Source organism: Marinicella litoralis (assembly GCF_002591915.1).
Lineage (GTDB): Bacteria > Pseudomonadota > Gammaproteobacteria > Xanthomonadales > Marinicellaceae > Marinicella > Marinicella litoralis.
Genome location: NZ_NIHB01000001.1, coordinates 949410 through 963119, shown reverse-complemented (window position 1 = coordinate 963119; position 13710 = coordinate 949410). Strand labels below are relative to the sequence as shown.

Below are 13710 nucleotides of genomic sequence, written 5' to 3'. Positions count from 1 at the left end.
TAATCTCTGTTATTCGTTGTTTTGATTTAAATTATATTTGTTGATTTTTTGCGCAATTGTGGTGTGCGACACACCCAATTGACGAGCCAGTTTTCTGGTCGATGGGAATTTTTGATACCAGTGTTGCAAAAAGTGTTTTTCAAATTCATTCACCGCTTCATTCAAGGTCATGCCTTCCAAATCAGCCTCCAGACTCATGGCACCTTCAAGGTCTAAATCACTGGATTGAATGACGCCCTCTTTAGCCAACATCATGGATTTGTAAATGGCGTGACGCAATTGGCTGGCATTGCCTGGCCAATAGTACCTTTTCATTTTAGCCACCGCATCCAAGGACAAAGCCATGTTCTGGCCCAACTGTTGATTGAATTGGCGCAAGAAATGCTGCATCAAAGGTTCGATGTCTTCTGGCCTGTCACGCAAAGGTGGGACATCCAAGCGCAACACGTCCAACAGCAAAACCAGCTCAGGTATTAACTTTCCGGCTTGTTGATGATTCAACAGTTTTTGTGCCGAAGAGGCCATGACCCGGACACAATGCCCTTTGGTTTGTTGTTTAAAATGTTGTAGAAATTTACTTTGAATGTGCTGGGACATGAACTCAATGTGCGAAAAAAACAAGGTGCCAGATTGATTCAATTCAATCACACCCGGCCTTTTTTCGGTGCCAAATAACAACACTTCCATCTCATCACTTTTCATGGCTTGGCAATCAACCACAGTGAACAGCTCATTGTTTCTTTGGCTTAAACTGTGGCAGGCATGTGCCAACAAGGTTTTTCCTGTACCGGTTTCACCCACAATGTTCAACGGCGCGTCAACATCTGCCACTGTTTTGGCTTTCTGTAACACCGCTCCGAAGGCATCCGAATGATAAACCAAACGCTCCAAACCATCAATTTCCTCACCTTGCATCACGTAGCTACTGGCTCTGATTTTGTCGTAATCTCTGAACAACAACATGGCACCATTCATTTTGCCTTGACTGTCTTTGATGCCCTGAACTTCCAGTAACATGGTTCCCGCAATGGTTTTGATGTTCACTGGCAAATGTGAATTGGCAGCCGCATTGACTTTTTCTTGCCAGCCGGTCGAAACAAAAACTTGTTTCATTTGTAACGGCATTTTGTTGTTCTCAGTAAAGGGTTGAAACAATGACATGGCTTTGTCATTGGCATAGGAAATCTGCCCTTTGGTGTTGATGCCTAACACAGGGTCTGGCATGGCTTGCATCAGTGATTCAAGCATGTACTGCGTTTCCACCCCGGGCAAGACGTCAATTTGATTGACCCATTTTATGCCAACAATTTTCATCAACTGACTGGCAATGGTGCCCTGCACTGATTTTTCCAGTTCTTGGGTGTGCAGGTATATTTTGCCATCTTCGACTTCAACCTTAATTAAATCCGCTTGATGGCTTCTGAGCAATGACAACACATCGTCTGTGATGCCCAGCTTATTTTCGGTGGTGATGGCTAACTTCATGTGTGTAAGAAATTCCGTACATTCATATATTGTTTTATATTCAACAACTTATAAATTTTTTACTCGTCGTTGTAATGAAACTGTTACGTATTCTAACTTGGTTGCCAGCTGGCCACAACCTAAAATAAAGCCATCTCAATAACATTTGAATCTATCGTTATGAAAAGTCCACATGAAACACATTTTGCAACACTGGCCATTCACGCGGCATATGATGCCAAACAGAACCAAGGCGCATTAACGCCACCCATTCATGTCAGTTCAACCTATGCTTTTGATACGGTAGAACAAGGTGGCGCAGCCTTCCAGGGTGAAAACGATCGATTCATCTATGCCAGACTGGGCTCGCCATCACAACAAATACTTGAACAACGCTTGGCACAGTTGGAACAGGCTGAGGCTGCATTGGCCACGGCTTCTGGTATGGGCGCCATCACAGCCACCATGTGGTCAATGGTCAAACCAGGCGATGAAATCATTGCCGATTTGAGCTTGTATGGTTGTACCTTCAGCTTTTTAGAACATGGGCTGAAGTCATTTGGTATCAAGATCACTTACTTGAATTTATCAGACCCACAAAACCTGGTTGACCATATTTCAGACCAAACCAAATTGGTTTACTCAGAAACCCCAAGCAACCCAAACATGCGATTGATTGACATCGAGGCATTGAGCCTTATCTGCCACCAACATGATTGCAAACTGATGATCGACAACACCTACTGCACCCCCTATTTACAAAACCCGCTTACTTTGGGCGCTGATTTGGTGGTTCATTCTGCCACCAAATACTTGGGCGGACATGGTGATTTAATCGCTGGCATTGTGGCCGGTTCTCATGCTGACATTGATCACATCCGCATGTTTGGTTTGAAAGACATGACTGGCGCAGTGATTTCTGGTTTTGATGTTTCACTGTTACTGCGTGGTTTAAAAACTTTGCATGTGCGCATGGACAGGCATTGTGAAAATGCACAAAAAGTGGCGGAGTATTTAAACCAATCAACACATGTCAAACACACCTTTTATCCAGGCTTGGAAAATTTTCCACAAAAAAACTTAGCCGCCAAACAAATGCGTGATACAGGTGGCATGATCGCCTTTGAATTGAATGCCAGCAGAGAACAATCGGCACAATTTGTAAACAGTTTGAAAATGATATTATGTGCAGTCAGCTTGGGCGATGCCGAAACTTTGATTCAACACCCGGCTTCCATGACTCATTCGACCTATACCGAAGAAGAACTATTGGCTCACCTGATCAGCCCAACCTTGATTCGCTTGTCAGTTGGGCTGGAGCACATAGACGACATCATTGCAGACATTCATCAGGCATTTGAGTCGGTTTTTGATGCTGCATCAGGCAACTGTTTTTCGGACAATGGGTTGGCGATTTCAGCCTGATTCTTTAACTCAATGACCAACTGCCTTAAATAATCAGCAGAGACTTTTTCAGGAGGTATGGCATCACCGACAATCAACTCCACCTTGGCCAGAAACTTTCTGGGTATGCGCTTCAACACATTTTTCGAATGGCGTGAGAACATACTGCCCCACAAGTTATTCAAAGCCATAGGAACCACTGGTACCGGCGTTTCTGCCATGATGCGTTCAATGCCTTTTTTGAACTGTCCAATTTGTCCATCTGGGGTTAAACGTCCCTCTGGAAAGATACACACCACATCGCCCTCTTCCAAGGCCTGTTTAACCGATGCAAAAGCAGCTTCCATCATTTCAGGGTCCTCTTTGGCACTGGCTATCGGAATGGTTTTGGCTGCATTGAACAACAGCTTCATGCCAAACTTGTTATAAATCTTGTGATGCATTACGAACTTGGTTGGTCGTCGTACCCGACCCATCACAATCGCCGGATCAACAAAAGCCACGTGATTACACACCAATACCACAGGGCCTTCTGCAGGAATTTTTTCCAAGCCTTTGTACTTAACTCGATACACCAATGACACCAAAAACCAAGCCACCAAACGCAAAATAAACTCAGGCACAATAGTGAATATATACAGACTGACCACAATGTGCAAACCCACAGTGATTAAAAACAGTTGCGGAATGCTCCAATCCAAAACACCCAAAACCACCATGCCCAACACCGCTGCCACTACCATAAATATCGCATTGATGATGTTGTTACCTGCAATAATTCGCGACACAATATTAGGGTCGGACCGCTCTTGAACCAAGGCGTACAGGGGCACAATGTACAGGCCACCGAAGACCCCAATCATCGCCAAATCTATACACACTCGGTAGGCACCAGATACTTGCATCACTGCAGCAATACCTAGATTTTGCAAACCAGCGTCTGGCCATTGACTGCTGACCCAATACAAATCGAAACCAAACCAAGCCAGCCCGATCGCACCAATAGGAACCAAGCCGATTTCAACCCGCCGACCTGATAATTTTTCACAAACCAAAGAACCCAAACCAATGCCAACTGAAAACATGGTCAGCAACAAAGTCACCACATGTTCATTACCACCGAGCACTGTGCGGCTGAAATTAGGCATTTGAGCCAGGAATATTGAACCAAAAAACCAAAACCATGAAATACCCAAAACTGACAAGAAAACCACCTTTTTCTCAGGCAGTATTTTGAGGTTTTTTACCGTGGCTCGCCATAAATTAAAGTCCAGTTTGATGGTTGGATCGGCCGCTTCACACAGAGGAATGGCTCGTGCCGACAAATACCCCATTACCGCAAATGAGATGACCGCAACTGAAATGGGGATAAAGGAATCCATGGCAATCAAGATGCCGCCTAAAATGGTACCCAACAAAATTGAAATGAAGGTACTGGACTCGACCAAGCCATTGCCACCCATCAATTCATAATTGCTCAGTTTTTCTGGCAAATAGCCATATTTAACCGGGCCAAATAAAGTTGATTGAGCGCCCATCAAGAACAAAACAAAAATCAACAATGGAATGCTGTTCAAATAAAACCCCAGGGAAGCCAACAACATGATGGTGATTTCCCCAATTTTAACCCGCCTCATTAACACCGACTTTTCAAACTTATCAGCCACTTGACCACCAAAGGCTGAAAACAGAAAAAAGGGTAAAATAAACAATCCAAAGGCCAGGTTGGTCAGGATATCAACTTGATCATCGGCGACCCTGAACGCAATCATGATCACCAATGCGTTTTTGAACACATTGTCATTGAACGCCCCAAAAAACTGGGTCAAAAAGAATGGCAAGAACCGACGTTCTTTGAGTAACTGGAACTGTGATTTTTCAGTCATGGGCTGCATTTTATGTTTGAGTTGATATCAGTTTAGCACTTCCAGTCGATTTTTTTTATTTGAATCACCTGGTGCTAATAACTTACACAACAGTATCTATAAATGCCACTTCAGTCTTATTTGGCTGAACCCAGCCAGTTCAAATTTTAATCTTTACTCAAAATCCGATAAAAAGATTTCATCTATATCAAGTTCAAAATTAGCCTCTATAGGTTGGTCATTATAATAATCAAACCTCAGTGGAGACCCTGAGTATGGTGAGCAAAAATCCAAAATTGCAGGGCCATCAAAACAATGTTTATTTTTATAAACCTCATTGTAATAAGGCAGACTTGTTGGCAAATCAGTTGATAAATAATAATCTTGATCACGATTTAATCGAATGGAGTATCCACCATTGGGTGACGTTACAGTCAGATCATCATGATAATTGTTTCTCCAAGCATCAATAATTACATCGGCAACTGGCTCTCCAGACACAGCATCAGTGACAAATCCGTTAATTCCTTGCAATAATTCAAGTTCAAGTTGTATGGACTTTGAATCACCCATTTCAAGGTTAATAGACAGCAATCCACTCTCACATTGATTGATGTTAAATGACTCACATATCACGTCAGGATAACCTTTGATGTTGTAATCTCTTGCTTCAGCAATAATCCAATACTCACCTGGGCTAAGTAGTAAGTTGTGAATGGTCTTATTGTTTGATGAAATAACCGCGCTTCCAAGCAAGTGTGAATAAACACGAACATCAGTATTGATTCCACTTAAGTTGTAAGAATTTATTGCATGAATATTGAGTTCTGGCTTTTGAGTCGGCGAAAAGTTAACCGACACGATAGTGTCAGCGGCTACATCAACAGCAAATCCTTCGGTAAACATACAGCTCACGCCGATGCCTTCATAACAGTTCACATCATTGAAAAGTTCACCCATGTGACTGTTTCCCTTTATCAGTTCCAAGTAATAACTTCCAGAACTTAAATCAGAAAAAACAAATTCACCATTAGAATTTGTATTGGCATAATCAACCAATTGAAAGTCATCATCATAAAGATTGATTCTGTGATAAATAACCGGCTCATTTGTTATTTCATCTAAAGCCTCACCTCTGATTTCTCCTTTTTTATGAATGATAAAATCAGTCAATGTGACTTCATCATAATTATCAATGGAAATTATTGTTGATTGATTGATACATTCTTGTTGACTGATTTGCGAACAGTCTATATCAGGATAAGCCGTTCTGATCACATCGTTATCATCTGTAATGATTTGGTACATACCAGGTGGTAACAGCAGGGGTTGTGTATTGCCATCATAGATGGTTTTTCCTGGGTGGTTTTGGTTCAAATTATTCACATCAACCATTTCGACCCGAACACTGTTCACAACATCTCCATTGACATATCTGGCCGCATTAATTTCTATTGATCCATATCGAGGAAGACGGATTTCGATATCTGAAATATCAACGCCTATGAAAACTTCAATTGGGCTTCCAATGGTCGCATCACAATTTTCAAGACAGGTCACCCCATCAAAAAGCATGCTTTGATGACCTGAGCTAATACCTTTGAGATAATAATTCCCAGGTGAAATTCCAATTAAAGAAAACACACCATCATTGCTGGTGGCATAAGATTTAACCTTGTTTCCAGAAGCATTAAACAATTCTACAATACCATCTAACGGCTGTTGACTTTCATCCATCATTATACCTGAAATGTCAGCCAGACTTTGCAAGCTAAAATCTATAGATATTGATTGATTGACCTGAGGGTTGATAACTGTCGCTGTATCTAGCCCACAGGCCTCACCATGGCACTGTATGTTTTCGTGATAATATGAATAATAGCCAAGCTTAGTAACTCCAATTTTAATGCTTTCAAGGCTATCGAAGTAAATCTCGCCACTTGATGAACTGCTAGAACTCCGATTTAAAACCAGTTGATTATTTGAATCATAAAACTTGATATCGAAATAATTTCTAAAGTTTTTGTCCTGAAACTGCACCTTAAAGTGCTGATCCAAATTAAATATAAAATCATAGGATTGATTCAATCCGACAGTGACCAATTGACCTAACAGTGGGTCGCAGGTTTCATAACAATTGGGGCCACCATAAATTTTATTTACATTTTTATTGTCTGAATATTGATTTTCTTTATAGACTAAATAATAAGATCCAGGATAGATGTTGAATTCTTTATTTAAACCATTAACATATTGATTGTAAACATTGTTTCCGTTGGAATCATAAATTTTCAATTCTCCTCGAATCGAGTTCACTGCTGATATAAATTCAACATTAAGTGTTGGCAATTGTGACAGTGAAAATTCATAACCAATTAAATCATTACCAACTTCAATATCAATGGTTTGTGCCCCAGATTGATTGCTACAATTGTAATTTGAACAAACCACTTGTTGGTACGCTACTGATGCATGCCCATCAAAACTTGCATAAAGTTTGTAATTACCCTGCTGGACTTGTTCGAACAGGTATTCCCCATTACTGTCAGTACGTTCAGTGTATCTGTATCCAGTATCAATATCCTCAAGTGTAACCGTAGCAGATCCAATGGTCGCATTGTTGTTATCCTTTACCAGACCTGAAAGCGAAGGGTATTGGTGCAAGTTAAAATCAAAATTAATCGTTTGAGTTGATTCGCTGATAACCAATGGTGTGCCGAATAATTCAGGCGAACAATTGTATATGCTGATGTCACAACCGGGTACGCCTGGATAAGCGTCGTTATGATAGTCACTTGTGCTTGCCACAAAAAGATAACTTCCCGCAGCCACATCACTGAAAGCATAATTGCCATTTTGATCTACATTTGATTGATGGTATGAACTAGATGGCGTCCCATTATCAAGAATGCGATGCAGCCTTACATATGAATCGCTATCTATGGGATCCCCATTGGGCAACCTAACAACACCGTTAATAAAGGTTGGTGCCGGTGGAATTTTTATCAATGTCATGTCGACATTGTTAACGGCAGCTACGCCATCATGAACAATCAGGTCCGGTGTAAAAGTAAAACATGAAGAAATATCGCGTGAAGGGCAGTCCTGATTAAAATACATTTCAGCAAAATAGCCATTAGATGAAGCTATGGTGTAATATTCACCAGGCTGAATGCCCTCAAATTCCCACAAACCTTCATTGATTTGCCAAGAACTGAGATTGTCAATAAATTCGTCAGTTGAGTTATACAGCCGAATAGACGGATAGCCATTTAAGATTGGCATGTTATCATCTTGGTCGAATAAAGTCCCTGATATTGAGGCTGGTTTTTTTAATCCAATGTCACCTAAATCTGTGGTTGTATTACTCGATAATGTGACTGTTGGAACCAAATCGTAATCACATTGCTGACCACACCAGACATTATCATACATCTCATCAATGTATAAATTGTTTTCAAATTGAATATAGTATTCACCTGAGCCACTGGCTACGAGCTCAAAACTACCATCTGAAGATGAAGAGTTGACATATGCATCAAACATTTCATTATCAGTTAATAAATTAACCCTTGCTCTTAACGGAAGCCCAGTATCTTGGTCTACTATTCTACCTGTAATGACAGGTCCATTAACCAAGCTAAAATCAACATCGCTGATAATTTGAGATGGTTGTAAATCCAATGCATCAATGTCATTGACCTGACAACCAAACCCCAGCCCACGTGGGCACAAAATACCGTTATAAAACTCCTCAGCATAGTTTGTTTCACTTGCCTTAACTAAATACCGGCCAGGAGCCAAGTTTTGCATGATGTACCTTCCTGATAAATCAGTAGTTGTACTTGAAACGTATGTACCTGCATCAGAATAGAAAGCCATATGGACATTTTCTAATGGTAATTGAGTGTTTTCATCAATAACCTTGCCACGTATGATGCCACTCCCACCTCTGTTTGATTCCCTGTATGAAAATGATGACAATTCAGGCACAGGGTAATCGTTATTCATCATATGAAGTGCTGATTTAATTTTATGATGAACTCTGTTATTAAACTCATCCGTTTCCATGTTGAAGGAATGAAGGGTTTTGTATTGAGTTAACAATATGTCGTAATTAATAAACTTTTTATATAAATACTTGGTGTTTTTTTCGATGGTCTGTTCTTCTTTGAACTGATTAATCAGTTCAATATCAGCAGTGATTTCTTTTAAATCATTGTTTGTTAATGGGCTTGAGTTTGCATTGAGAATTCCAATAGCAGATACCAACAACAACTGCAGCGTTTTGATTAATATATTGAATTTCATAATACTTTCTGAACCTTCCTTGTCTTTTTATTGAATAGCAATGATGTGTTTCGAGGACAAACCACTGGGGAATTGACGATTATATAAGCACAGAACGGCGTATTCAATCTCATAACATTTTTTATGTAATTTAATATAAGTAAATTAAATTAGTTTTATATGTCTGGATTTGAATCTCATTCTTTAAACGGACATTAATCCGCTCAAAAGTCGATAATTGAAGACTTTCTTAAAATCACCGAAAAATGACATTTGCAGGTTAACCGCCACCTTAACCTCTCATAACAATGCCCACAAATTCATACTTACAATACGTGATAAAACGATCTGCAAGGGTGCTGTTTGGATTATTAAGATTGTGGATTGGTTTAAAATCGTTGGGAATAGGAACGTCACTAAAATAGATTACAATATGAAGCCATCTTTGTGCTGTAATCTTGATTGGATTGGATTGATTTTAATGCTAAATATTATCATTAAAATCATTTGTTTCTATTTACCAACTTTTACAGTCTTTGAGTGAATTGAGTAGACTCATTGAACGCCTGCTGATTAAGTATCGGTCATCCTATGATGATTGATTCAATCACACCATAAGCAGCCAAATATGAACAACATAAAAAGCTTTAAGGAGACAATCAGTGCTTGATAAAAACAACATCATTAAAATCAACAGCTTGCTGTATCAAGCCACCAAGCCGATTCGGATACTGGCGCACATCAGTTGGCCTGAGTCGGTCAAAGAAGAATTTTTCAGGCAAAAAGCCCAAGCATTGCCTCACGTTGAATACCCAACGTTTAACCCCACTGACGTTTTTGCGGCGCTGACTGAAGCACGCCGCCACATGCAAGGTACATGTGTGGTCAATGACTGGTTTCAACGCACCGCTGACAACATTGAGAACACAGCACACCTTTTGATGGCGTGCGGAACCGATGCTTTTTATACTTATTCCAGTCGCTTGTATGGCTCGCCTTTGGATACCTTGGTCGATCAAAAAAGCACCTCATTGGATTTGGCCAAGCAAATCGATTCACTGATTGGTACATTCTGTAAAATCGACCTGGGCGCACCTGAGCCGGCTTGTTTTCTGGCCGAAACGGTCGCTGCTGACATGAAAAAAGCAGTGCTGGATATATTTGGTGATGACGCACCAGAAATCCTGGTGGTGGATGAATTGTCTGCCAACGCACTGGCCAGTGCCAAACAAATTCGGATTCGTCGCAATGCCTGTTTTACCGACAAAGACACCCGGCAATTAATCAACCACGAGGCCTACATCCATGTAGCCACTTCACTCAATGGCATGGCACAAACTGACTTACCCATACTGCAAGCGGGTCACCCAGGGACCACCAAAACCCAAGAAGGTTTAGCGGTGTTTGCTGAATTCATCACCGGCTCCATGGACATTGACCGCTTACAACGCTTGGCAGATCGGGTCTTGGCGATTCAGATGGCTGTAGAAGGCGCTGATTTTCTCGAGGTCTATCAATACTTTTTGACCCGCATTGGCAACCAAGAACAAGCCTATGAAAATGCCCGCAGGGTGTTCAGGGGTGGGGTTCTGACTGGCGGCGCACCGTTCACCAAAGACATTGTGTATCTTGAGGGATTGATGCGAGTCCACAACTTTTTGCGTGCCATTGTCGTCAACGGTCGAACCGATTGTTTGCGCTTGTTGTTTTGTGGCAAGCTCGACATTGAGGACATTCCTGTGTTACACCACCTGTCAGCCATTGGCTTGTGTCAAACACCGAAGTATTTACCACCCTGGGCCAAAGACCTGCGATTTCTGCTGAGTTACTTGGCATATACTTCATTTTTGAATCAAATCGATTTTGCGCAAGTAAAATTACACTATGAAGACATGCTCAAAGGACTGGACTGAGTGATGTCGCTGCCTGGTTGAAGCAACGACCTTTGGTTAAAAACCAAACCTTGTCTTGACTGACACCTATTTAAATTCATTCCTGAGGGAATTATTTGCTTGAATCATGTCATGAATTACTTGGCTTTAACGAATCCTGTTAATACCAACAGATAATTTAAGGAGTCGTTTATGAATTTCAATCAAATTTTATTGATTACAGCCAGCCTGATGGGGTTGTGCTTAAGCCAACAGAGCCATGCCCTCAGTTGTGGAGACATCATCACCACCAACACAGTGATGACCGCAGATTTACATTGTACCAGTGGTTATTATGCGCTTGAAATACAAGCCAATAATGTAACCTTAGACATGAATGGTCATACCTTATCAGGCACCAATGACTTGGTGGGTATTTCTGTCTACAGCCAAGACAAAGTAACCATCAGAGGTGGTGGTGCCATCACCGGATTCTGGGTCGGCATCAATGCCTCAAGCAGTGATGTGCTCGAAGTCGATGACATCACTTTTTATGATTCAGGCAATGGTGTGATCATTTCATCGGGCAGCCATGCTTTGATCAAAAATAACGACTTCATTAAAATGTCTGCCGAAGGCGTTCGGATTGCCAATCATGTGCCGGGTTTGGTTGCCAACAACAACAGTGTGATCAACAACGAGTTCTATCAAAACTTCGTCGGCATAGTGGTGTGTGGAGATGACAGTGATCGCCATGTTTTTCAGGACAATTTAATTTTGAAAAGTCAAAGTTATGGCATTCATTTGATACAAAGCAACCGCAATCAAATAAGCAGTAATCAAATTTTAGACAGCGGCACCACTGCCATGCGCTTGAACAACGCTTCCTACAACACCATCAAAAGCAATTCCCTTCGAATCGGCAGGGTTGGCCTTTCAATTTTGGCTGATGCGGGTGGCCGGTGCCTGGATACTGGCTCCAAAACCAGTTATAAAAACCAGTTCATTGGAAATCATTCCATCGACTTTGATACCGGCATAGTGGTTGGCGTTGGACTCAGTTCAAATGACGATGTCACGCTCAATTACCTCAATTACAACAAACTGTATGACAATGACCTTGGTATCTTTTTCAACACCGATGCGCACTACAATGATGCCACTGACAACACCTATACCGGCACGTTGACTGAAGTTTCAGATGTGGGCGTGGGTAATTCGTATTGAGTTTGCTACAAACCAATCAAGCCAAGCCTAAAGGTCCGCAATGAATTTAGGCTTGCTGGGGCCAAAACCCAACAAGACATGACTATTTTCGGTTGAAATACATTCATAGTACAATGCCAGTATGCGTATTGAACCGATGACCTTGGCCCTGGTGGCTGGATTGTATTTTGCTTTTTTGATGTTAATTGCTCGGCTAACGGCTGGCAGGGCGTCTAATTCAGCATTTTTTATTGGTAACCGCCAATCACCTTGGCCAGTGGTGGCCTTCGGCATGATTGGTGCCAGTTTATCCGGCGTGACTTTTATCTCCATTCCTGGTTGGGTGGCCGGATCACAGTTTTCCTATTTCCAAATGGTGTTGGGCTACATCATAGGCTATGCCATTGTTGCTCAGGTGCTACTGCCCTTGTATTACCGCGGTGGCTACACCACCATATATACCTACCTTAAAGAACGCTTTGGTTGGCATGCACACAAAACCGGATCGGCTTTTTTCATCCTCTCACGGGTGGTTGGTTGTGCCTTTCGGCTGTACTTGGTGGCTTTGGTGCTGCACACCTTTATCCTTGCTCAATTTGGCTTGTCATTCTGGCTCACGGCCTTGATTTCGATAGCGATGATTTGGGCCTATACGGTTAAGGGCGGAATCAAAACCATTGTTTGGAGTGACCTGCTACAAACCAGTTTTATGATCATTGCAGCCGCCGGTGCTTTGATCTTCGTGGCAGCCCATTTAGGGGTCACCACTTGGGACGGTATCAAGCTGATGGCTGACAGCCAGTACAGCCAAATATTGTTCTTTGCCGATGGTTGGACTGACAGCAAAAACTTTTACAAACAATTCCTCAGCGGCATCCTGATCGTGATTGTGATGACCGGTTTGGATCAAGACATGATGCAAAAGAACCTGTCCTGTAAAAACCTCAAATCATCACAAAAAAACATGTATTCCTTTGTATTGATTTTGGTGGCAGTGAATTTCTTGTTCCTGTTACTCGGCTCAGGCTTGTACCTCTACGCCGATGCCTTTAATCTGGCCCTCCCTGAAAAATCAGATTTGTTATTTCCTAGCTTGGCATTGACTCATTTTCCAGTGGAATTGGCCATTGTGTTTGTTTTGGGTTTATTGGCCAGTGCTTATTCCAGTGCCGATTCGGCTTTGACCTCATTGACCACTTCATTTTATTTGGATATTTTAGATAAACAGGATGAGGACAAACCGCGCCTCAGACAAATCATTCACCTGGGTTTCTCCTTATTGGTTTTCATCACGGTGGTGCTGTTTTATTACCACATGCAAACCAATGCCATTGATGCCTTACTCAAAGCCGCCAGTTACACCTATGGTCCCTTGTTGGGTCTATTTGCCTTTGGGGTGCTCAGTCAAAAAACACCCAGAGGCCGATGGATTCCGTTGATTGCCATCCTTGCACCTGTGTTGTCATATTTATTGGCCAATTATGGTTCAGCCTGGCTCGGCGGCTATCAATTTGGTTATGAAATTTTATTGATCAATGGCGGCTTGGTTTATTTGGGCTTGTGGCTGATAAGCCATCGAAAAATCTCGCCAAATCAATCCACCCAGTGAT

7 protein-coding genes are annotated in these 13710 nt (G+C 41.7%); 4 read left to right on the top strand and 3 right to left on the bottom strand.

Annotation, left to right across the window (positions count from 1 at the left end; genetic code table 11):
- Nucleotides 1-9: 9 nt before the first annotated feature.
- Entirely contained in the window at nucleotides 10-1485 is a 1476-nt protein-coding gene (locus CCS90_RS04255) for a TyrR/PhhR family helix-turn-helix DNA-binding protein (protein WP_099018246.1), read from the bottom strand.
- Between the two features lie 159 nt (nucleotides 1486-1644).
- Between CCS90_RS04255 and megL the strand changes: the two genes are divergently transcribed.
- Complete coding sequence (megL, locus tag CCS90_RS04250; protein WP_099018245.1) at nucleotides 1645-2889, top strand: methionine gamma-lyase; 1245 nt, start codon at nucleotides 1645-1647, stop codon at nucleotides 2887-2889.
- Here the strand turns inward: megL and CCS90_RS04245 are convergent.
- Both CCS90_RS04245 and CCS90_RS04240 read right to left on the bottom strand, forming a co-directional pair.
- Complete coding sequence (locus CCS90_RS04245) at nucleotides 2814-4754, bottom strand: MFS transporter (RefSeq protein WP_099018742.1); 1941 nt, start codon at nucleotides 4752-4754, stop codon at nucleotides 2814-2816. The two genes, megL and CCS90_RS04245, sit on opposite strands and share 76 nt — an antisense overlap.
- A 153-nt stretch (nucleotides 4755-4907) precedes the next feature.
- The gene (locus CCS90_RS04240; protein WP_099018244.1) at nucleotides 4908-9044 is read right to left on the bottom strand and encodes a carboxypeptidase-like regulatory domain-containing protein; all 4137 of its coding nucleotides are present in this window, start codon (nucleotides 9042-9044) and stop codon (nucleotides 4908-4910) included.
- 641 nt (nucleotides 9045-9685) lie between these two features.
- Between CCS90_RS04240 and CCS90_RS04235 the strand changes: the two genes are divergently transcribed.
- The 3 genes from CCS90_RS04235 (at nucleotide 9686) to CCS90_RS04225 (ending at nucleotide 13709) form a co-directional block, all read left to right on the top strand.
- Entirely contained in the window at nucleotides 9686-10936 is a 1251-nt protein-coding gene (locus CCS90_RS04235) for a peptidase MATCAP family protein (protein WP_099018243.1), read from the top strand.
- Nucleotides 10937-11107: 171 nt separating this feature from the next.
- A complete protein-coding gene (locus tag CCS90_RS04230) occupies nucleotides 11108-12121 on the top strand; it encodes a NosD domain-containing protein (protein WP_099018242.1) in 1014 nt (337 codons plus the stop codon).
- 121 nt (nucleotides 12122-12242) lie between these two features.
- Nucleotides 12243-13709, top strand: coding sequence for a sodium:solute symporter (locus CCS90_RS04225; protein WP_211337025.1), 1467 nt, complete (start codon nucleotides 12243-12245; stop codon nucleotides 13707-13709).
- Nucleotide 13710 lies beyond the last annotated feature (1 nt).

Coding starts and splice junctions, on each gene's coding strand:
- megL (WP_099018245.1), top strand. CDS start 1,645: ATGAAAAGTCCACATGAAACACATTTTGCAACACTGGCCATTCACGCG.
- CCS90_RS04230 (WP_099018242.1), top strand. CDS start 11,108: ATGAATTTCAATCAAATTTTATTGATTACAGCCAGCCTGATGGGGTTG.
- CCS90_RS04225 (WP_211337025.1), top strand. CDS start 12,243: ATGCGTATTGAACCGATGACCTTGGCCCTGGTGGCTGGATTGTATTTT.
- CCS90_RS04255 (WP_099018246.1), bottom strand. CDS start 1,485: ATGAAGTTAGCCATCACCACCGAAAATAAGCTGGGCATCACAGACGAT.
- CCS90_RS04240 (WP_099018244.1), bottom strand. CDS start 9,044: ATGAAATTCAATATATTAATCAAAACGCTGCAGTTGTTGTTGGTATCT.
- CCS90_RS04245 (WP_099018742.1), bottom strand. CDS start 4,754: ATGACTGAAAAATCACAGTTCCAGTTACTCAAAGAACGTCGGTTCTTG.